The organism is Roseovarius indicus, assembly GCF_008728195.1.
GTDB lineage: Bacteria > Pseudomonadota > Alphaproteobacteria > Rhodobacterales > Rhodobacteraceae > Roseovarius > Roseovarius indicus.
Map to the genome: position 1 here is coordinate 4,804,170 of NZ_CP031598.1, position 19,114 is coordinate 4,823,283.

The following is a 19,114-nucleotide window of genomic DNA, read 5'->3' on the forward strand; positions in this document are numbered from 1 at the left end:
GAGTATTTCTGGCAAGATGAAGACATGACGCGGCTCACAGGCTCAGAACTCCCGGCAGGGCATCGAGCAGGGCACGCGCCCCCATGCCGACACCGCCCTTGGGCCGGGCCGGGCCGTTGCCGGTGCTCCAGCCATAGATGTCGAAATGCGCGTAACGGGTTTCCCCGGCAAAGCGCCGCAGGAACAGCGCGGCCGTGATCGCCCCGCCGAACCCGCCCTTGGGCGCGTTGTCGAGATCGGCAATGCCCGGCTCGATCATCGTCTCGTAAGGCGCATGGAAGGGTAGCCGCCAGACCGGGTCGGCCACGGTTTCACCCGCCTTGTCCAGCGCGCTGGCAAGCGCGCCGTCATCGGTGAAATAGGGCGCCAGATCCGGCCCGACCGCCACCCGCGCCGCGCCGGTCAGCGTCGCCATCGAGACCATCAGGTCCGGGCTCTCCTCGGCGCCGAAGCTCAGAGCATCCGCCAGAACCAGCCGCCCCTCGGCATCGGTGTTGTTGATCTCGACCGTCAGCCCGTTGCGCGCCGTCAGAATGTCACCGGGCCGGAAGGCATTGGCCGAGACCGAGTTCTCCACCGCCGGCACCAGCACGCGCAGCTTCACCGGCACCTCCAGCGCCATGATCATCCGCGCCAGCCCCAGCACGGTCGCCGCGCCGCCCATGTCCTTCTTCATCAGGCCCATGCTCGCGCCGGGCTTGAGGTTCAGCCCGCCGGTATCGAAACACACGCCCTTGCCGACCAGCGTCAGCGCCGGCCCTTTGTCGCCCCAGCGCATGTCGATCAGCCGCGGCTCCTGCGCCGCGGCCCGGCCCACGGCGTGGATCATCGGGAAGTTCTTTTCCAGCAGCGCCTCGCCCCGAACCACGTCGATCTCGGCGCCGAACTCCTTCGCAAGACCCGCACAGGCGGCCTCGAGATCGGACGGCCCCATATCGGCCGCCGGCGTATTGATCAGGTCGCGCGTCAGCCACTCGCCGGCGGCGATCGCCACAAGCCGCCCGGCATCCAGCCCCTCGGGCGCCACCAGCCGGGCCTTGGCCGCGGATTGATCGCGATACCGGTCGAACGCATAGGAGGCCAGCAACCACCCCAGCGCTTCCTCCGCCGCCCGCTCTTCCGGCAATCCCTCGAGGCGGTAATCCCCGTCAGGCAATGCCGCCGCAACGCCGGCCAGGTGAAACCGCCCGCGAGCCCGCCCCTGCGGCGTGCCATACCCCGCCAGCGCCATCTCGATCCGCCCGTCCTCGCCCGGCACCAGAAGGGTCGCCCCAAGCGCACCGGTGAACCCCGCCGCGCGCACCCATGTGGCGATACGCTCGGGCTGGCCGGCGGCCCAGGCCTCGGCCCCGTCCTGCGCGATCACGTGAAGCGGGATTGCAGGCGCATCGGCCGGGGCGAATTCTAAAGGCATGAGGCAGGACTTTCCGGAATGTGACGTCTTCCGCCACAGCCTAGCTGCCCGTGCCGCGCCTGCAAGCCCTTCCGTCAGCCGTCAGCGACCCGCCCGCATCAATATGCCGGCTCGTCCCAGATCTCGGTCAGCGACACCTCGCCCACCCGCAACAGCCGCGCCAGCGTCGCGGCAAGTGCCACGGCATCGCCGGCATCCGAACAGCCGCTCACGTCTCGCGCCACCCGCGCCAGCGCCTCCATCCCCAGCTGATCGGCAATCGCGCCAAGACTGCGGGCGCATTTGCGCATGTCCCGCATCTTGCCCTGCCGGTAGAACCGCTCGACATGCGTCAGCCGCGCGGCCAGTTCCTCCAGCGCGCGGCACACCACGTCTTCGGCGGCCTGGTGGCCCAGCTGCAGGAAAAGTTCATCCAGACGGTCCGGATCAAGCCGCACCGTCTCACTCTGTCTCAGAAGCGTCACATGCTCCACGGTCTCACCCCGTATTCCAAAGCCCCCCAAGGCCCAAGCGACACTTTCGCCGATTGCGGTTCCCAAATGGTTGCGACGCTGGCCATTTCTCGCTCGAATATTATGTGAATCCAGACTATCACCGCGGATTGAGAACAGTTGCGAATGAGGGACATCATGGAAAACGCGCGGCCGCTGCCCAGTTATCTCGTTGAACGCTACCACGGCTGGAAAGCCACCAAGTACAAGGACAACGCCTCCTGGTACCGCCACCTGGCACAAGAGGGGCAACACCCCCGCGCCATGGTGATCAGTTGCTGCGACAGCCGCGTGCACGTCACCTCGATCTTCGGCGCCGACCAGGGCGAGTTCTTCCTGCACCGCAACATCGCCAACCTGGTGCCGCCCTACGTCACCGACGGCGCCCAGCACGGCACCTCGGCGGCGGTCGAATACGCGGTGACCGCGCTCAAGGTGGCGCATGTCATCGTGCTGGGCCACTCCAACTGCGGCGGCGTCAAGGGCTGCGAGGAGATGTGCTCCGGCAACGCCCCGGCGCTGGAGGAAAAGACAAGCTTCGTCGGCCGCTGGATGGATATCCTGCGCCCCGGCTACGAGCGGGTGAAGAAGATCAAGGACCAGACCGAGCGCACCAAGGCGCTCGAGAAACAGGCGATCCTCGTCTCGCTGGAAAACCTGATGACCTTCCCCTTCGTGAAAGAGGCGGTGGACAAGGGCAACCTCACCCTCCACGGCCTCTGGCACGATATCGGCGAAGGCGGGGTGGAACAGTTCAACGCCCACAAGAAGGCCTTCGAGTCGATCTGAGGCTTACATCGCCGCGCCGCCAATAGGCGGCGCCGGCAGATCGACGGCACTCGACGCGCCACCCGTACCGGCCTCCGCAAGCCGGTCGCACAGCGCATCGGGCACCGCGTCATGCACGGCGCTATCGGCCACCTGCCGCCACTGGTCCCAGTCGGACATCACCTGCCCCAAAAGGCAATGCAGGTCCCGTAGCAGGTTGACCTTCAGAAACCACGCCCCGCACGCGTCGCCGTGCCCGAAATCCGTCGCCATAGCCGTACCGCGCCGCACGGCCCTCCACGCCTCGCACCCCGTCAGGAAAGCCCCGTCCGGAAGGTCGGTGGGGTCGAAACCGATATTCAGATGCGCGATGTGCGCCGCGTCGAGCTGGGGGTCGGCCTGCGCCCATCGCCCTCCGCCCGCCGCGCGGTATTCGCATATCCAGTGATCCTCGAACCCCGGCGGATCGAGATAATCCGCAAAGCCGCATCGCACCTGCGCCTCCATGCCGTGACGTCGCGCCATGGCACAGAACATCACCGCGAAATCCCGGCAGGTGCCTACGGTTCGGCGCTCGGGCGGGCGCGGTTGAAACCCCTCGCCATACTCGTCGATCCGGGCCAACCGCGCCGCCGCCGGCAGGGTCTCTCGCGAGGCCGTTGCGAAATCCGGCGGCACCGCCGGATAACAGATGGCACCGAAATGGTCGTGGATCAGTACGCCATGCAGCGCAGCGCAAAAGGCGCCGGGAGAGGGCTCCAGCCCGTCCAGCAGGCCACCCCGCTCCCCCGGATCGAAGACATCGGCTGCCATTACTGCAGCATCATTCCCTCGGGCCATTTCAGCGTGTGGGTCAGCTTGATCTCCTGCGTGTCGCCCGGCGCGATGTCGAACTCCCACGCCAGCACGCCGCGCTTGCCGTCGACGTCCATCTCCGAGGCATGCGGCGCGGCGTTCCAGTTGATCTCGAGATCTTCCTGCTCCGAATAGGGCACCCGGTCGAGCACCCGCATCTCCCAGGTCTCCCCGGTCAGGTTCTCCACGTCGATCCGGACCTCCTCGGTCAGCTCGGTCGAGCGCGACAGAACCCCGCGGTCGCCCTCGTTCCGGCCCAGCACCGTGCGTTCCAGCTGCAGCCCCTCGATCGGCCCGAAGGACAGCTCCGCCTCACCACCGGCCGGGATCAGGTCGAGCGGCCGCTTCCCGACGAAGCGGCCGTCGAGGTAGAAGCTCGCCTCGTGCGTCGGCAGGATCACCTCCTCCGCCTCGTTGGTGAACTCGGCCATGAGATAGGCGCTCGTGTCGGTCAGCGGCACCGCCTGCGCCACCATCTCGGCCTCGGCTTCCAGCGTGCCCAGCGTGATCCGCAGGTTATCGGCGCCCGAGGCCACGGCCACGGGGTCCGGATAGCTGTAGGTCACCGACAGCCCGTCGAACTGGGCCGTCGCCTGGATCGGTTCGGGCATGACCATCGCCTCTTCCATGGCTGCATCCGCGGCATAGCCCGCCTCGGGTTGCGCCCGCACCAGCGGCTTTGGCATCGGTGCCTCGGGGTCGATGATCCGCCGCAGCCACGGCCAGACCTCGCCGGGCTCCGTCTGTTCCGTCGGCCGCGCGGTCGAGAGGGTCAGCGCCACGTCGGCCCAGTTCTCGCCCGTGTCCTGGTAGATGAGCGCGCCGCGCTCGATATCCAGCGCGCCGGTGTCGCGGGCGAGACGCAAGTCGTAGACCGGCTGCCACCCCGCCTGGTAGATATTGTAGGTCACCGTCAGCATCCCCTCGGCCGGCGCGTCGGACCGCACCGAAACCGCCAGCATCGCCCGATCTTCCCGCTCCGGCACCAGCGCCGCCAGCGCCTGCCTTGCCCGCTTCAGCTCGTCCTGCAGATCCGTCAGATCGCGCGCTGCCGCCTCGGCCCGCCGCTTGGCGGCATGCGCCGCCTGCAGGGCCGACAGGGTTTCGCTGCCGATCATCGCCGAGAGCGACTGCAGCTTCTCCACGTCAAGCGCCGCCACACCGTCGCCCTTGCCCAGCGCATCGAGGAAATCCACCCGCGCCTGCGCCGCCTTCGCCTCCAGACGGATCGCCTCGATCGCCGCCTGCCGATCGCGCAGTTCCTCTTCCAGCCGCTCCACCTCTGCCTCCGCGGCCTCGAAGGCGGCGGTGGTTTCCTCCGTCCGGGGCGGCACGAAATCGTTGCGCGTGCTGACGCTGCCCATCTGCGCGCCCTCCACGGCAACCCTTACCGATGCCAGCGGCGTGCTTTGCGGAAGATCGGTCAGAACCAGTTGATGCGCACCGGCCGGGGCGGTGAAGGGCACCTCGCGGGTGACCGTGGCGCCATCCGGATACAGCGTGACACCGGTGACGTCACTCACCAGCGGGATATCCTCGGCCAGCACGGCCGTGGGCAGAAGGGCGAAGGCGAAAGCAAGACGGTGCATGGGGAAGCTCCTTGGTGGTCTGATGGGACTATCTCCCTTGGACGTGCCGAAAGACAAGATTCTTGGCAGGCCTTTGCAGATTTACGCCTTTTTTACCACGATGGGGTTCGATCGAAGGATGAGCGAAACCCGGATAGAGATTCTCCTGCACGATGACCTGCACCATGCCGCCAGGGCGCTCGCCGCCCGGCGCGACATTTCCATGGGCCAGCTCGTCCGCGACCTGCTGGCCAGGGAAATCACCCGCGCCCGCAACGCGAAGCCGCCCGTAAGGGCGGATGAGCGGCTCCTCGCGCCCTTGCGCGCGCGCCTCGCAGATGACCTCGCCCATGCGCAAGACTGGTCCGACCTCGACCGCCGACTGAACGCCAGGGGCTACGCCCTCCGCGCCGCCGGCGGCGGCCTCGCGCTGCATGATCACCCCGGCGGCCGCCGCCTCTGCAAGGCCTCCGAACTGGGCTTCAGCTACGCCCGCCTCATGCGCCGCTTCGGCGCCCCCTTCCCCGGCCACAGCCACACCTGGCTGGCCCAGCGCATGCTCGCCCCCGCCCCGCCCGACGACGACTGCGAGGTGATCGAACCCTTCTGACCCACGAAAAAGGGCGCCCCCCAAGGGACGCCCTCCAATCCTCGATCACGCCAGCCCTCAGGCCTTCTTCAGAACCCGGTTGCCCAGCGTCTCGGCAATCTGCACCGCGTTCAGCGCCGCGCCCTTGCGCAGGTTGTCACTGACGCACCACAGGTTCAGACCGTTGTCGATCGTCGGGTCCTGCCGGATCCGGCTGATGAAGGTCGCATAGTCGCCCACGCATTCGATCGGCGTCACGTACCCGCCATCCTCGCGCTTGTCGACGACCATGATCCCCGGGCTCTCCCGCAGGATATCGCGCGCCTCGTCCTCGTCGAGAAACTCTTCCGTCTCGATATTGACCGACTCGGCATGCCCCACCAGAACCGGCACCCGCACGCAGGTCGCGTTCACCTTGATCGACGGGTCGATGATCTTCTTGGTCTCGACGACCATCTTCCACTCTTCCTTGGTCGAGCCGTCTTCCATGAACACGTCGATATGCGGGATCACGTTGAACGCGATCTGCTTCTGGAATTTCTTCGGCTCGATCTCGCGGGTCGGGTTGTAGATGTCCTTGGTCTGATCCCAAAGCTCGTCCATCCCCTCTTTCCCGGCGCCCGAGACAGACTGGTAGGTGCTCACCACCACGCGCTTGATCTTCGCGCGGTCATGGATCGGCTTCAGCGCCACCACCATCTGCGCGGTCGAGCAGTTGGGGTTGGCGATGATGTTCTTCTTCGCATAGCCCTCGACGGCCTCGGGGTTGCACTCCGGCACCACCAGCGGAACGTCCGGGTCGTAGCGGTAGAGCGACGAGTTGTCGATCACCACGCAGCCCGCCTTGGCGGCCTTGGGCGCATAGACCTTCGTCGCGTCAGAGCCGATGGCGAACAGCGCCATGTCCCAGCCGGTGAAATCGAACGCGTCGAGATCCTGGGTCTTGAGGGTCTTGTCGCCAAAGCTCACTTCGGTGCCCAGAGAGCGGCGCGACGCAAGCGCGGCGATCTCGTCCACCGGAAACTGGCGCTCGGCCAGGATGTTCAGCATTTCGCGGCCCACGTTCCCCGTGGCACCAACGACGACGACCTTGTATCCCATAGTTCAGACTCCTGATCTGGTTGGATCAACGGCGGCTTCCATACAGTGTCCGCCGCCCGAGTGAAAGCGGTTATCTCACTCCATCGAATCCCGGCTGAAGAGATAGATCGCCACGCCCAGAAGCAAAGCCCCGCCGAAAACCGCGAAAAGCGTGGCATAGGCCACGGCCGGCCCGGCGGCCTCCGCCACCGCCCCGTGCAACCGGCCCGAGCCGAACTGAACCAGCCCGGCGCCCCCGATCCCGAACATGTTCATCAGCGTCACGCCCCGCCCCGCCAGGTGCGGCGGAAAGAACGCCCGCCCATGCGCGATGATCATCGGGTAGGAGGCCCCGAAGAACCCCACCGCCGCGCAAAGCCCCACGGCCATCGCCACGCTGCCCCCGACCTGCAACGCCAGCCCGAAAAGCGCCGCCGTCGCCAGAACGCTCCCGGTCAGGATCACCCACTTCCGGCTCCCGAACACCCGGTCGAGCGGCCCATAAGCCAGCGTTCCGGCGATCATCGCCAGCCCCATCATCAGCGTCGCCTGCCCCACCTGCGCGGTATCCAGCCCGTGAATGTCGGCCAGGTAGGGCCCCATCCAGAGCCCCCGGATATTCGCGGCCGGGGCATAGGCGATGAACATCAGCGGCAGGATCGCCCACAGCACCGGCATCTTCAGCAGGTCCAGCACGCTGCCCTTCATGTCGCCGGTCACAAGCTCGGGGTCGCGCACCGTCGCGGCAATCCCCGCCGCCACCGCCACCGTCACCACCGCCAGCCCGGCCAGCGAGGCGCGCCAGCCCACCAGCTCCGCCGCCAGCGCCATCGGGTAGGACGCGACGAGGTTGCCGACCGACCCCACCCCCAGCATCACGGCCGCCAGCGTGGCAAAGCGGGCCGGCGGAAACTGCCGTGCGAATATGTAGTAGGACGCCATCAGCACCGGCGAACACCCGATCCCGATCAGCACCATCGCCAGGTCGATATGCCAGCCCTGCGTCGCCAGCGCGAACAGCACAGCGCCCCCGCCGCCACAGAAACCCAGAAGCACGGAGGCCGTCCGCCGCGGCCCGATCCGGTCAAGCGCCCAGCCCACCGGCAACTGCATCAGTGCGAAGGTCACGAACCATAGACCGGAGGCGAAAGACAGATCCTCCGCCGTCACCCCGACATCGCGGGCGAGCGGCTCGCTCAGAACGGCAAGGAAGGCACGGAAGAACTGGCTGAGCACGTAGGCCAGACAAAGAACCGCAAGGCGCACGCGCATCGTCTACTCCGGAAGAACCTTGCATGCTGCTGGCACGAAACCGTGACAGGTGCAAGGGACCACGCCCTAGGGCAGCGACACCTCCCGCACGTAGACCGGCACCACCAGCACCGCCGTCAGCACCTCGCGTCCGTCGAAGACACTGTCCAGCCCGGGCACGGAGGACGAAAACGAGATTTCCCCGTCCAGCGCCTTGCCAAGCGCCGTGCTCATCGCCAGATCGGCCAGCTGATCGTAACGGTAGATCCGGTGAAACTCCGGCTTCGCGGCGGAATAGGGCCTTGCCTCGTCATGGCCCCAGTGGGGCCGTCCGGCCGCATAGCTCAGCTCCAACCGGATCTCGCCACCGGTCTCGGGTGCCACCACCCACATGTCCCGCTGCACGCGTGCCCCGTCGGCCGGGCCCGACAATGCCGTCTCTCGCGAAATCGCGGCCGCCGCGCCGTTGCCATAGCTGTCCGCCACCGGCGGCGTCTCGTACACGCGCGTCACGAACATGCGCGGCCCCTCCACTTCGGGGCTCACCCCGAATGCCACCAGCGCCAGTGACCGGCTGGCATGGGGCACCAGCGGTTTGCCCTCAGGGTCCAGCGCGAGGTGCCGGTCGATGAAAGCCACCAGCATGTTGGCCCCTGCCATCGGCCCCTTCGGAAGGGTCACGGCCCGCCAGCCCTCGGGCAGCATCGCGCTCGCGCCCTCTTCCTTCACATTGAAGGCAAGGATGACGCGGCTGTCGACATTCTTTCCAATCACCGTCTCGGCCATTGCCGTGGCGGCAGTCATCGCCAACGCCAGCGCCAGTATCCAGACTTGCATGAAACGTGTCATTTCGACACCTCCTCGTGCCGCGAAACCGGCCATACCGGTTCGGGATCAGTCTTCCACCGGGTGGGAAAACCCGCATTGCCCGGGATCAATCGACACGCATTATCTCTCGTCGCGTCGGTCGGCGTCGGGTGGGTGCCAACCCACCGCGCCCCCTTTTCCGAACCAACGCTCACCTTTCAAGATCCGCCACCAGATCGACGGCCCGCAACGTATCGCAAAACGCCACACGGCACCCCGGCAAGCCGGCCACGCTCTCCGCCAGCGCCTCCGCCGTCGACCACCGCGCCCGAACATCCCGCCGGCGGCGGCAGCATTCCTGATCCAGTCGCAGCCCACCGGCCTCGGTCCCGCGCACCGACGTAATACCGACAAAATACCGACGTTATACCGACGTTGCAGTCCCGGCCAAAACGGACCGTCTCCACCCCCCCTTGGGGTTGGTGCCAACGCACCTCTCACCCCGGCCCGAACCATGGCCCTACCCGACCAGATCCGCCGCCCGGTCCACGTCCCGCAACCTGTCGCAGAACCCCACGCGACACCCCGGAAGGCTCGCCACGCTGTCCGCCAGCGCGTCCTCCGTCGACCACCGCACGCCCCGGAAAAGCCCCGCCGGCGGCCGTACCACCCGCTTCATGCCGACCAGCCAGAACCCGCCATCCTCCGCCGGGCCGAACACCGCGTCATGATCTCCCAACACCTTGAAAGCCTTGACCAAATGGCCCTTCCGCACCCCCGGAATATCGCCGCCGATGATACAGACTGGCCCGGGCGGCATCCCCCGCAACAGTCGCCCCATCCGGTCCCCCAGGTCACCCCCGCCCTGCGCCACTCTCGGCAAATGCGCGGGCCACACCCGGCTCTCCAGCCCGGCCCGGTCCGGCGCCACGGCCAGCACCAACCGCCAGCGCGGGTCCTCTATCCTACGAAGCAACCGCTCGGTCTGATGCCGAAACCACCACGCGGCCTCGACCATCCCGATCTCCCGCCCCAGCCGCGTCTTCACCCGCCCCACCCGCGGCTCCTTCAGCATCACCACAACCTGCCGCCGCGCCCTCACAACGCCCGGCCCATCATCCGGTGCGGCTGGCCTCCGGCATCGGAAAACTCCGGCCCGTAAGCCGCAAACCCCTGTTTTTCATATAGTCCGATCGCATAGATCTGTGCGCCCAGTTCAGCCCGCTCCACCCCCGGAAGATCTCGCAGCACGTCCAGGCAGGCGCCGACCAGCGCCAGCCCGATCCCGTGCCCGCGATGCTCCCGCAACACGCAAACCCGTCCGATCTTGCCGGTCGCCCCCTCTACCAGAATACGCCCGCAGCCCACCGGCACGCCATCGAGCATGGCCAGAACGTGATGTGCAGCGCCATCGCGCCCGTCCTGCTCGACATCTTCGGGCACGCCCTGCTCCTCGATGAACACCGCCCGCCTCAGCCTGACGCAGGCGACGATATCCCCGGTCGGCCCGACATGCAGCGTCACCCGAAATAATCCTTCAGAATCCGTGCATAAACCGCCTTCAGCTGGTGGATCTGCTCGACCTCGACCCGCTCGTCGACCTGGTGCATCGTGCGGCCGACAAGACCGAATTCCACCACCGGGCAATGCTCCTTCACGAACCTTGCATCAGACGTGCCGCCCGTGGTCGACAACACCGGCGCGACCCCGGTCTCTGCCTCGACGGCCTTTGCCACCAACTCCGACAACGGGCCCGGCGGGGTGATGAAGCTTTCGCCCGACACCTTCACCACCATCTCGCCCGTCACGCCGAACTCACTGGCGACCTTGTCCATCTCGTACTGCATCCAGTCGATCAGCGACTGACTCTCATGGGCATCGTTGAACCGGATATTCACCGTCGCCCGGCACTGCGCCGGGATCACGTTGGTCGCGGGGTTGCCGGTGTCGATCGTCACCACCGCCAGCGTCGAGGGGTCGAAATGCTCGGTCCCCTCGTCCAGCGTCTCGCTCGCCAGCCGGTCCATCAGCCGCGCCATCGCGGGCAGCGGGTTCTTCGCCCGGTGGGGATAGGCGGAATGACCCTGCACCCCGGTGATCGTGAACCACGCCGACAACGACCCGCGCCGCCCGATCTTGATCATCTCGCCCATCCGGTCGGGGCAGGTCGGCTCGCCCACAAGGCAGACATCCATCCGCTCGCCTTCCTTGTCCATCCAGTCAAGCAGCGCCGCCGTCCCGTCGACGGCATCGCCCTCCTCGTCGCCGGTGATGGCCAGGATGACAGCCCCCTCCGGCGGCGTCTCCGTCACGTAGTCGATCGCGGCGGCGGCAAAGGCCGCGACGCCCGATTTCATGTCGGTCGCCCCCCGGCCCCACAGGAACCCGTCCTTCTCCTCCGCGCCGAACGGAGGCACCGTCCATGCCGCCTCGTCGCCTACCGGCACCACATCGGTATGCCCGTTGAAGCCGAAACTCTTCTCCGCCCCCTTCTCGCCCCAGCGGGCAAACAGGTTCGCGACACCGTTGCGATCGGCCCGCGCACAGGTGAACCCGGCCGCGCCGAGCCGGGCTTCCAGCAACGCCAGGGCGCCCCCCTCCTCCGGTGTCACGGACGGGCAGCGGATCAGATCGGCGGTCAATGCGGCGGGATCGGTGGGCTGGCGGGTCATCGCGCTCTCCTTTCGGGCATGGGTAGGGCACCGGCAACAGGGTCTATCCGTTTTATTCACTCCTGTGAATAACGCTTAACAATCAAGGACAAACCTGTTAGGCAAGCCTCAATAACAAACCCGAGGCAGGGCAAGACCATAACGGCCGAAAATGGCCGCAAACCGGGCGGGCATCGCAATTGTCCGATGAGATGTCGGCGCATATTTTGCGTCCGGCGGCCTGTATGGTTCCAGCCTCGACAACAAGGGGCGGCCCTGGCATGACATGGATCGGCGTTAGCGATCACAATGACGGCTGGTTCTCACTCAAGGGCGCGGCCGGCGCCCAAGACACGGATGAAAACATCCGCCCCGACAGCCTCTTGCCGCGTGGCACATTGCTGGTCGAAACGCGCCTCTCGCCGGAAAACAGGCCACAGACCCTGCTGGCCTTCCGACGCTCGCACCCGTGGGCCGGCACCTTCTCGCTTCAGGCGCTGCCCGATGGGGGCATCGTCCTGATCGAGGCACAGGGCAACGACACGCGCACGGCCGTGCTCCCCTGCCCGTACAACGACCGAACCGATATCGTGCGGCTCACCTACAGCTGGGATGCGCCCGGCCGCACCGGCCGGCTCAGCATCGAACGGCCGCAACCCAACAGCACGCATTCCGTGATGTTGCCGAATTCACGCCCCATGGTTCTCGACGATCTCAGTGAGATCATGCTGGGCCGCGGCCACCGCGAAATGGACCGCGAAGTGACCTTTGCCGCCGTCTCGGACAAGATCGAACCGGTCGGCCCGATGCCCGGCCTGACCGCGCACACGAGCCTCCTCACCAGTCTCGGGGAAAAACCTGTCCACCGTATTCGCCGGGGCGACCTTGTCATCACCGACCGGGGCGAGCAGGTGCCGGTGCTTCACGTCGTGCGCCGCACCGTGCCCGCACGGGGCAGCTTCCACCCGATCCGGCTGCGGGCCGGCTACTTCGGCCTGACCCGCGACATCGCGGTGTCCCCCAACCAGAAGCTCGTCTTGCGCGGTTCGGATGTCGAATACATGTTCGGTCGCGAAGCCGTGCTTGTTCCCGCGCGCCACCTGCTCAACAACATCTCGGCCTTCTGGGCCAAGGGGCCGGAAATGGTCACCTACTACCAGGTGCTGCTGCCCGGCCACGACGCGGTGATGGCATCGGGCTGCGCCCTCTCGAGCCTGCTGATCGGGCGTATCCGCCGCAAACCCGAGGCGCTGGCCGCCAGCGTCCTTGCCGGGCTCGATCGCGCAAGGCTGCCGGAACACGCCCAGCCCGCATGGCCTATCCTCAAGCCCTTCGAAGCGATCACGCTGGCCAGCAGCCGCGCCGCCTGACGGCAGGAACCAAGCACCGCCTATTCGCGTTGGCGTGATATGGTGCAAGAGACACAGAACCGCGTATTGCTTTCACTGCCGCAGGCGTCGCGCGACGCGGTGCTCGAGCGTTGCGAGTTGCTTGATTGTGACAACCGCACCGTTCTCCACCAGATGGGCGAGACGACGAACGCGGTGTACTTTCCGGAAACCGCGGTCATCTCCGCGCTGGCGACCTATGGCGACGGATCGATGATCGAGATGGCCAATATCGGGCGCGAGGCCTGTACGGGCATCAACCTGACGCTGGGGCGCGACACCCAGCTGACCGCCAACGAAATTCAGGTCTCGGGTACGCTTCTCAAACTGCCCGCGTCGCATTTCCAGGCGCTGCTCGCCGAAGACCCGGCCTTCAAGAAGGCCCTGTTCTCGACCATCCAGGCGGTGCTGTTCCAGGTGATGGTCTCGGGGGCGTGCAACGGGGCGCATGACGCGCGGCAACGATTGTCGCGCTGGCTTCTCACCATGCATGACCGTGCCGACGGCCAGCATATGAAGCTCACCCACGAGTTCCTGTCACAAATGCTGGGCGTGCGCCGCGCGACCGTGTCCAAGGTGGCCTCCGAACTGCGCGACGAAGGGCACATCACCTATTCCCACGGGCGGATGACCGTGACCAATCACCGTGGCCTGCGCGCGGCAAGCTGCGAGTGCTACGACAGGGTACGCACCGCCTACGAGACGCTTCTTCCCGCCGCATGAAGCTGGACAGGTTTAATATCGGTTTGGTACGCTTACGTACAGATCGAAACCATACTGCATTGTAGCATTACTAGGCCGGAGACCCATTTTCACATTCGCAGGTATCCGGCCATTAATAAGGGGCAGCGAATGGACCAGGTACGACAAGCCGACGGAGAGCAGGCGGTAACGACGGCGATCCGCCGGTCGCCGTTATCAATGGTACTCACCAACCCCCGGCTCGACGACAATCCCATCACCTACGTGAACGGCGCTTTTGAATCCCTCACGCTCTACAGCCGCGAGTTCGCCATCGGGCGGAACTGCCGCTTCCTGCAGGGCCCCCAAACCGACCCTGCCGATCTCGAAAAAATCCGCGAAGGGCTGCGCACGGAAAAGGAATTCGAGGTCACCCTGACCAATCACAAGGCCGACGGCACGGCTTTCCGCAACCAGCTACTCGTCGCCCCGATCCATGGGGCCGACGGAGAATTGAACGCCTTCTTCGGCCTGCAGCGCCGGATCGAGGACGAGGACCCGTCCCAGCTTCCTGTCTCTGATGATTCTTCGCTCGAGCTGCTGCGTGAGCTGCAGCACCGGGTGAAGAACCACCTCGCGATGATCGTCAGCATGATCCGAATACAGGCCAAGCGCGAGGTCACGGCGGAATCGCTCAAGGCCATCGGCCGCAGGATCGAAGCGCTCTCTGTGCTCTATGATGAGCTTCTCAACAGCAGCGCCAGTGGCACCCCCGACACCGACATGGCGGCCGGCGCCTACCTGAGCCGCATCGCCTCGGTCATCGCCAGCCTTGAACCGCGCGGCGCGATCCGGCTCAACGTCGACTGCGACGACATCTCTCTGCCCGTCGACCAGGCCGCCCGCCTTGGCCTCCTGCTGTCGGAATTCGTGACCAACGCGTTTGAGCACGCGTTCGAGGGGCGAACTTCCGGCTCGGTCGAGGTACGTTTCTTTCGCCCCGAGGGAGGTGGCGTGCGCCTCACGGTGCAGGATGACGGCAACGGCATCCCGGAGGGGTACAACTGGCCCTTCGGCGCCCCCACGATCGAAGCCCAGCACACCCGCGCGGAAGTGCACAGAAACGGCCCGCTCGACACCACCGGCCATGATCACGAGCCCGGCGTCGGCGGCAGCATCGTCGCGGCATTGACCGACTCGCTCGGGGCCACGCTTTCGGTCACCAACCTGAGCCAAGGCACCTTGCTGACGGTCGACCTGACCTAGCCGTCATCGACTATTTCGGATCGTCGTAGAACGGTGTCACCTGGGCCACGATCACCGCGTTCTCGTCGAGCGCCCGCTGCATGAGCTCGCGTTCCTCGTCGCTGATGTCATGCCCCTCGGTCTCGCGCTCTTCCAGCGTGCCGTACCCAGACACATCCAGCGGCGCGGTATCCGCCTGCTTTAGGATCGCCACGGTCTCGCGCACCGCCTCGGCCTCGTCCACGCCGCTGGCATAGATCATCAGCGCCGCGCCCGTGGCCTTGTCGGGCAGCCCGTCGCCCGCTTTCCGGCCAATCTCGACCAACAGGGTATAGACCTGTTGCTGGCGCGGCGGCTTCTTGCTGTTTCCCGACATGTGACACCCTCTCTCGTTCCGCCCTGCCCTGCGTCACCCGGCGCGCCAAGTCAAGCACGCCGCTTGCAATCGCGACGCCAGCCAATACGCTTGCCGCAAAGGAAGAGGAGCACACACATGAAACGCGTCAAGGACATGGTGGCAGAGGCGAACGACTTGGTCGCCCACGCCCCGGCCGCCGACTATCTGGAGCAGCACGGCACCGAAGGCGTCACCTTCGTCGATCTTCGTGACCCGCGCGAGCTGGAACGCGAAGGCATGATCCCCGGCGCATTTCACTGCCCACGCGGCATGCTGGAATTCTGGATCGACCCCGAGTCGCCCTATGCCAAGGAGAAATTCCAGTCCGGCGACAGCTTCGTCTTCTACTGCGCGTCGGGCTGGCGCTCTGCCCTCTCGGCCCGTATCGCACAGGAGATGGGGCTGGAAAACGTGAGTCACATCGACGACGGTTTCTCGGGCTGGAAAAAGGCCGGCGGCCCGGTCGGCGAAAAGCCATCGAAGCACAAGTAGCCGTTTTCTTCAGAAGAAAACGGTCCGAAATCTATTTTAGATTTCGGTCGATGTCGCGCCCGTCTCAACGTCAACCGGTTGCCGACCCCTTGTCTTTTGCGTCCGGAACATCACGTCCCGCCTCAACGCAAGCAAAAGACGGGAATGACAGATGACGAAAACCCTCTTCATCACCGGCGCCTCCACCGGCATCGGCGCGGCCACCGCGCGCGCCGCCGTCGCGGCAGGCTGGAACGTGGGCCTGATGGCCCGCTCCGCCGACAAGCTCGACACCCTCACCAAGGAACTGGGCGACAACGCGATGGCCCTCTCCGGCGACGCCACCGACCTCGCCGCACAGGAAGACGCCGTGCGCCGCACGGTCGAGCGGTTCGGAACGCTCGACGCGGCCTTCGCCAACGCCGGCACCGGCCTCGACAAGCCCGGCACAGAGGGCGGCGACCCGGACGAATGGCGCAAGCTCGTGGATCTCAACGTCATGGGCGTGCTCTATACTGCCCGCGCCACCCTGCCCGAACTGCGCAAGACGCGCGGGCACCTCCTGCTCACCGGCTCGGCCGCCGGCCGCAACCACATCAAGGGCTCGATCTACTCGGCCAGCAAGTGGTTCGTGCACGGCTATGCCGGCAACATGTCCGAGGAAATGCGCGAATGGGGCGGGCGCTGCACGCTGATCTCGCCCGGCATGGTCGACACGCCGTTCTTCGACGAGGCCAAGCCCGACAAGCTCAAGCCAGAAGACATCGCCGGCGCCGTGATGTTCGCCATCTCGCAGGACCCCCGTGCCGAGGTGCGTGAAGTCCACGTGATGCCCACCGGCTAGGACAGGTCCGGTGCATCGATCACGAATGTCCCGACCGGGCGCACATCGGGTTCCCAGTCGGGCAGGCTTTCGTAAACATGTCGCACGCCGTTCATGATGGCGCAGCGCTCCCCTCCGGGCAGCGCTCGCCACTCCGCCGCCTGCCGCTGCCAGCGAAACTCGATATCGCCGTGGATGTCACCGTTGCAAATAGACGTCACCAGAAGAACCGCCAGCGCCGGAACGTGGCCCTGCTCGCCCGGACAGTGCGATTTGAGTTGCACGGTCTCGAGCGGAAACCAATTGTCCCGTTTTGCGATAACACAGGCCTGCGCGTCGATCACGTCGTTCAACCGTGACAGATGCTGTTCCCAGTCATTGCCGTAATCCGCCATCGCCACGGCCTTGCGATCTTCGGGACCAGCGGCGCGGGCCAGGGCGCACAACTTCGCACAAACCTCCTCACGCGGTTGCGACACGCACTCCGCCTCCGAAACCGGTTGGTCTGCCGGCACGAGCCCCTCAGCAGCTTCCCGCATGCCGTTGAAAAACGCGGCACGAACCGGACGCGACTGAAGGGCAACCTCAGCCCAAACCGTAGACCAAAGCTCTGCCAATCCCACCTCGTCCCGCCAAGCAGCAAGCGACGCGGCAAGGTTCATCGCAAACACGGAAAGGTCAGGTGCGCCCTCTGTCCCGCCATCCCGCAAGACGCGCGCCGGGATGGCAGTGACCTCGTCGAAAGGTTCACCCCCGAACGGATCGCGGGCCATCCCCTCGAACCAGTCGCGCAGCTGTATCGCAGACATACCGTCCACTTCGGACGTCACCACCGCCAGCGGCCCGTCAACCGGATGAAGCAGTGCAGTCAGATCGGCCACCGCCTGCCCACGGCGATAGATGCGCGTCATGTCGGTATGGGTTTCAATCCCGCAGCAGCTCGTTGATCCCGGTTTTCGAGCGCGTCTGCTCGTCCACCCGTTTCACGATCACGGCGCAGTAGAGGTTGAGGTTGTTCTTCGTCGGCATCGAGCCCGACACCACCACGGAATAGGGCGGCACCTCGCCCATGAAGACCTCGCCGGTCTCCCGGTCGACGATCTTCGTGGACTTGCCGATATAGACCCCCATGCCGAGCACCGAACCCTCGCGCACGATACAGCCTTCCACGACCTCCGACCGCGCCCCGATAAAGCAGTTATCCTCGATGATCGTCGGGCCCGCCTGCATCGGCTCAAGCACGCCGCCGATGCCCACACCGCCCGACAGGTGAACCCCCTTGCCGATCTGCGCGCAGGAGCCGACCGTAGCCCAGGTATCCACCATCGTCCCCTCGTCGACATAGGCGCCGAGGTTCACGAAGGACGGCATCAGCACCACGCCGGGCGCGATATAGGCCGACTTGCGGACGACACAGTTCGGCACGGCCCGGAACCCGGCCGCCTTCCACTGGTTGTCACCCCAGCCCTTGAACTTGCTGTCGACCTTGTCCCACCAGCCGCCGCCTTGCGGGCCGTTGTCGTGCTGTTCCATGTCCTTGATGCGGAAGCCCAGCAGAACCGCCTTCTTGGCCCACTGGTTGACATGCCATTCCCCGTCGTCCTGGCGCTCGGCCACGCGCAACTGGCCGCTGTCCAGCGCCTCGAGCGTGTCCTCGATGGCCTCGCGCGTTTCACCGCCGGTCGAGGGGGTGATACTGTCCCGCGCATCCCACGCGGCTTCGATGGCTTGTTCAAGTTGGGCATTCGACATCGGGCGTCTCCGTGACAGGTCTCGTTCTTGCTGCCATGCCCTATACGGCCCGGCGGGGCAGATCGCAATGCGACGCCGCACCGGCCTTTCGCGGCACGCCCGGCCCGCGCTCCAAAAAAAACCGGCGGGCGCCGCTCAGGCTCCCGCCGGTATACATCACCGAATGCGGCGAAGGTTACCGCACGATGTGCACCACGCGCCGTTCCGCCGGGTCGACGACGACAGGCACGCCGTTCACATAGGCATAGCGATAGTCCGACTCCGGAACGGTGTTCAGCACCACGGCCTCGGGCAGCTGCACCCCGGTCACGACTTCACCTTCGAGATAGACGGGCTCGACCGGGTTCTCGCGCACATAGACGATGGTCTCGTCGCTCGCGTCCGTCGCACCGCCCACGGCACCGCCGATGGCGGCTCCGGCCGCGGCGCCCACCGGGCCGCCCGCGATCGCGCCGACGATACCGCCGGCCACACCGCCCGAGGCGATACCGTCGGCGTTGCCGTCGTCATAGGTCACGGTATTGACCTCGATCTGGTCTCGGTTCGGCGCGATCATCAACTGCTCGCCTTCGAGCGATGCCGACAGGTAATCCCCATAAGCCCAGCCTTCGGTGCCTTCGAAGCTGACCTTGCACCACGCGGTCTCGGCCAGGCAACCGTGAACGTTCACGTTGGCGTTGACCGGGATGACCCCGACGATGCTCTGCTGCGGCCCGGGACCTGCGCGCAGGTTCAGGTCGGTCGCCGCCGTCGCGCTGGTATCGGCAAGCGCGGCGCCCGCGCCCATGGTTCCGATCAGGGTCATGCTCAACAGTTGGGTCTTCATGGCTAGATTCCTCTTTGCTGCTACGTCGCGCCGGGAAAAGCCTTGGCCCGCCGGCGC

The 19,114-nt window shown here is 66.1% G+C and carries 21 protein-coding genes; 7 read left to right on the forward strand and 14 right to left on the reverse strand.

Annotated features, from left to right (window positions below):
• Positions 1-34: 34 nt before the first annotated feature.
• Both RIdsm_RS23000 and RIdsm_RS23005 read right to left on the reverse strand, forming a co-directional pair.
• On the reverse strand, positions 35-1,414 hold the full coding sequence (locus tag RIdsm_RS23000) for a leucyl aminopeptidase family protein (RefSeq protein WP_057813126.1): 1,380 nt from the start codon (positions 1,412-1,414) through the stop codon (positions 35-37).
• Between the two features lie 98 nt (positions 1,415-1,512).
• On the reverse strand, positions 1,513-1,887 hold the full coding sequence (locus tag RIdsm_RS23005; RefSeq protein WP_057813124.1) for a hypothetical protein: 375 nt from the start codon (positions 1,885-1,887) through the stop codon (positions 1,513-1,515).
• 156 nt (positions 1,888-2,043) lie between these two features.
• Between RIdsm_RS23005 and RIdsm_RS23010 the strand changes: the two genes are divergently transcribed.
• On the forward strand, positions 2,044-2,694 hold the full coding sequence (locus RIdsm_RS23010) for a carbonic anhydrase (RefSeq protein WP_057813319.1): 651 nt from the start codon (positions 2,044-2,046) through the stop codon (positions 2,692-2,694).
• Positions 2,695-2,697: 3 nt separating this feature from the next.
• On the opposite strand, the gene RIdsm_RS23015 is transcribed toward RIdsm_RS23010, so the two are convergent.
• Entirely contained in the window at positions 2,698-3,486 is a 789-nt protein-coding gene (locus RIdsm_RS23015; protein ID WP_057813122.1) for a transglutaminase domain-containing protein, read from the reverse strand.
• Positions 3,486-5,117, reverse strand: coding sequence for a DUF4139 domain-containing protein (locus RIdsm_RS23020; RefSeq protein ID WP_057813120.1), 1,632 nt, complete (start codon positions 5,115-5,117; stop codon positions 3,486-3,488). Before RIdsm_RS23020 ends, RIdsm_RS23015 begins: the two co-directional genes overlap by 1 nt.
• Before the next feature lie 118 nt (positions 5,118-5,235).
• Between RIdsm_RS23020 and RIdsm_RS23025 the strand changes: the two genes are divergently transcribed.
• Positions 5,236-5,706: a relaxase family protein gene (locus tag RIdsm_RS23025; RefSeq protein WP_057813317.1), complete on the forward strand. Its 471-nt coding sequence runs from the start codon at positions 5,236-5,238 to the stop codon at positions 5,704-5,706.
• A 57-nt stretch (positions 5,707-5,763) separates the two neighbouring features.
• Here RIdsm_RS23025 and RIdsm_RS23030 read toward each other — a convergent pair whose 3' ends face one another.
• The 6 genes from RIdsm_RS23030 to dapE form a co-directional block, all read right to left on the reverse strand.
• The gene (locus tag RIdsm_RS23030; protein WP_057813118.1) at positions 5,764-6,786 is read right to left on the reverse strand and encodes an aspartate-semialdehyde dehydrogenase; all 1,023 of its coding nucleotides are present in this window, start codon (positions 6,784-6,786) and stop codon (positions 5,764-5,766) included.
• Positions 6,787-6,861: 75 nt separating this feature from the next.
• On the reverse strand, positions 6,862-8,037 hold the full coding sequence (locus RIdsm_RS23035; protein WP_057813116.1) for an MFS transporter: 1,176 nt from the start codon (positions 8,035-8,037) through the stop codon (positions 6,862-6,864).
• Positions 8,038-8,103: 66 nt separating this feature from the next.
• On the reverse strand, positions 8,104-8,865 hold the full coding sequence (locus RIdsm_RS23040) for a hypothetical protein (RefSeq protein WP_057813114.1): 762 nt from the start codon (positions 8,863-8,865) through the stop codon (positions 8,104-8,106).
• 478 nt (positions 8,866-9,343) lie between these two features.
• Positions 9,344-9,898, reverse strand: coding sequence for a TIGR04282 family arsenosugar biosynthesis glycosyltransferase (locus RIdsm_RS23045; RefSeq protein WP_057813112.1), 555 nt, complete (start codon positions 9,896-9,898; stop codon positions 9,344-9,346).
• 23 nt (positions 9,899-9,921) lie between these two features.
• Positions 9,922-10,347, reverse strand: a complete 426-nt coding sequence (locus RIdsm_RS23050; RefSeq protein ID WP_057813110.1) for a GNAT family N-acetyltransferase — start codon at positions 10,345-10,347, stop codon at positions 9,922-9,924.
• Positions 10,344-11,495: a succinyl-diaminopimelate desuccinylase gene (gene dapE, locus RIdsm_RS23055; RefSeq protein WP_057813108.1), complete on the reverse strand. Its 1,152-nt coding sequence runs from the start codon at positions 11,493-11,495 to the stop codon at positions 10,344-10,346. Before dapE ends, RIdsm_RS23050 begins: the two co-directional genes overlap by 4 nt.
• Before the next feature lie 260 nt (positions 11,496-11,755).
• Between dapE and RIdsm_RS23060 the strand changes: the two genes are divergently transcribed.
• The 3 genes from RIdsm_RS23060 (at position 11,756) to RIdsm_RS23070 (ending at position 14,809) form a co-directional block, all read left to right on the forward strand.
• Entirely contained in the window at positions 11,756-12,844 is a 1,089-nt protein-coding gene (locus RIdsm_RS23060) for a Hint domain-containing protein (RefSeq protein WP_057813106.1), read from the forward strand.
• Between the two features lie 39 nt (positions 12,845-12,883).
• Positions 12,884-13,585 (forward strand): Crp/Fnr family transcriptional regulator, encoded by a 702-nt coding sequence (locus tag RIdsm_RS23065; protein ID WP_057813104.1) that lies wholly within the window; start codon positions 12,884-12,886, stop codon positions 13,583-13,585.
• A gap of 129 nt (positions 13,586-13,714) precedes the next feature.
• On the forward strand, positions 13,715-14,809 hold the full coding sequence (locus RIdsm_RS23070; RefSeq protein ID WP_057813102.1) for a PAS domain-containing protein: 1,095 nt from the start codon (positions 13,715-13,717) through the stop codon (positions 14,807-14,809).
• A 10-nt stretch (positions 14,810-14,819) separates the two neighbouring features.
• On the opposite strand, the gene RIdsm_RS23075 is transcribed toward RIdsm_RS23070, so the two are convergent.
• Positions 14,820-15,164 carry a hypothetical protein gene (locus RIdsm_RS23075; protein ID WP_057813100.1) on the reverse strand — a complete coding sequence of 115 codons (345 nt, stop codon included), beginning with the start codon at positions 15,162-15,164 and terminating at the stop codon, positions 14,820-14,822.
• A 117-nt stretch (positions 15,165-15,281) separates the two neighbouring features.
• On the opposite strand from RIdsm_RS23075, the gene RIdsm_RS23080 reads away from it, so the two are divergent.
• The gene (locus tag RIdsm_RS23080; protein WP_057813098.1) at positions 15,282-15,677 is read left to right on the forward strand and encodes a rhodanese-like domain-containing protein; all 396 of its coding nucleotides are present in this window, start codon (positions 15,282-15,284) and stop codon (positions 15,675-15,677) included.
• 151 nt (positions 15,678-15,828) lie between these two features.
• Positions 15,829-16,500 carry an SDR family oxidoreductase gene (locus tag RIdsm_RS23085; RefSeq protein ID WP_057813095.1) on the forward strand — a complete coding sequence of 224 codons (672 nt, stop codon included), beginning with the start codon at positions 15,829-15,831 and terminating at the stop codon, positions 16,498-16,500.
• Here the strand turns inward: RIdsm_RS23085 and RIdsm_RS23090 are convergent.
• The 3 genes from RIdsm_RS23090 to RIdsm_RS23100 all read right to left on the reverse strand — a co-directional run bounded on the left by RIdsm_RS23090 (position 16,497) and on the right by RIdsm_RS23100 (position 19,057).
• On the reverse strand, positions 16,497-17,390 hold the full coding sequence (locus RIdsm_RS23090; RefSeq protein ID WP_057813094.1) for a hypothetical protein: 894 nt from the start codon (positions 17,388-17,390) through the stop codon (positions 16,497-16,499). The genes RIdsm_RS23085 and RIdsm_RS23090 overlap by 4 nt on opposite strands.
• 13 nt (positions 17,391-17,403) lie before the next feature.
• Positions 17,404-18,231 (reverse strand): 2,3,4,5-tetrahydropyridine-2,6-dicarboxylate N-succinyltransferase, encoded by an 828-nt coding sequence (gene dapD / locus RIdsm_RS23095; protein WP_057813092.1) that lies wholly within the window; start codon positions 18,229-18,231, stop codon positions 17,404-17,406.
• Between the two features lie 175 nt (positions 18,232-18,406).
• Entirely contained in the window at positions 18,407-19,057 is a 651-nt protein-coding gene (locus RIdsm_RS23100) for a DUF1236 domain-containing protein (RefSeq protein WP_057813090.1), read from the reverse strand.
• Between the last annotated feature and the right edge of the window lie 57 nt (positions 19,058-19,114).

Excerpts from the sequence above, each read along its gene's own strand:
- RIdsm_RS23060 (WP_057813106.1), top strand. The coding sequence starts at position 11,756 with ATGACATGGATCGGCGTTAGCGATCACAATGACGGCTGGTTCTCACTC.
- RIdsm_RS23045 (WP_057813112.1), bottom strand. The coding sequence starts at position 9,898 with ATGCTGAAGGAGCCGCGGGTGGGGCGGGTGAAGACGCGGCTGGGGCGG.
- RIdsm_RS23090 (WP_057813094.1), bottom strand. The coding sequence starts at position 17,390 with ATGACGCGCATCTATCGCCGTGGGCAGGCGGTGGCCGATCTGACTGCA.
- RIdsm_RS23075 (WP_057813100.1), bottom strand. The coding sequence starts at position 15,164 with ATGTCGGGAAACAGCAAGAAGCCGCCGCGCCAGCAACAGGTCTATACC.
- RIdsm_RS23015 (WP_057813122.1), bottom strand. The coding sequence starts at position 3,486 with ATGGCAGCCGATGTCTTCGATCCGGGGGAGCGGGGTGGCCTGCTGGAC.
- RIdsm_RS23010 (WP_057813319.1), top strand. The coding sequence starts at position 2,044 with ATGGAAAACGCGCGGCCGCTGCCCAGTTATCTCGTTGAACGCTACCAC.
- RIdsm_RS23020 (WP_057813120.1), bottom strand. The coding sequence starts at position 5,117 with ATGCACCGTCTTGCTTTCGCCTTCGCCCTTCTGCCCACGGCCGTGCTG.
- RIdsm_RS23080 (WP_057813098.1), top strand. The coding sequence starts at position 15,282 with ATGAAACGCGTCAAGGACATGGTGGCAGAGGCGAACGACTTGGTCGCC.
- RIdsm_RS23070 (WP_057813102.1), top strand. The coding sequence starts at position 13,715 with ATGGACCAGGTACGACAAGCCGACGGAGAGCAGGCGGTAACGACGGCG.
- RIdsm_RS23030 (WP_057813118.1), bottom strand. The coding sequence starts at position 6,786 with ATGGGATACAAGGTCGTCGTCGTTGGTGCCACGGGGAACGTGGGCCGC.
- dapE (WP_057813108.1), bottom strand. The coding sequence starts at position 11,495 with ATGACCCGCCAGCCCACCGATCCCGCCGCATTGACCGCCGATCTGATC.
- RIdsm_RS23085 (WP_057813095.1), top strand. The coding sequence starts at position 15,829 with ATGACGAAAACCCTCTTCATCACCGGCGCCTCCACCGGCATCGGCGCG.
- RIdsm_RS23040 (WP_057813114.1), bottom strand. The coding sequence starts at position 8,865 with ATGACACGTTTCATGCAAGTCTGGATACTGGCGCTGGCGTTGGCGATG.
- RIdsm_RS23035 (WP_057813116.1), bottom strand. The coding sequence starts at position 8,037 with ATGCGCGTGCGCCTTGCGGTTCTTTGTCTGGCCTACGTGCTCAGCCAG.
- RIdsm_RS23000 (WP_057813126.1), bottom strand. The coding sequence starts at position 1,414 with ATGCCTTTAGAATTCGCCCCGGCCGATGCGCCTGCAATCCCGCTTCAC.
- RIdsm_RS23025 (WP_057813317.1), top strand. The coding sequence starts at position 5,236 with ATGAGCGAAACCCGGATAGAGATTCTCCTGCACGATGACCTGCACCAT.
- RIdsm_RS23065 (WP_057813104.1), top strand. The coding sequence starts at position 12,884 with ATGGTGCAAGAGACACAGAACCGCGTATTGCTTTCACTGCCGCAGGCG.
- RIdsm_RS23100 (WP_057813090.1), bottom strand. The coding sequence starts at position 19,057 with ATGAAGACCCAACTGTTGAGCATGACCCTGATCGGAACCATGGGCGCG.
- dapD (WP_057813092.1), bottom strand. The coding sequence starts at position 18,231 with ATGTCGAATGCCCAACTTGAACAAGCCATCGAAGCCGCGTGGGATGCG.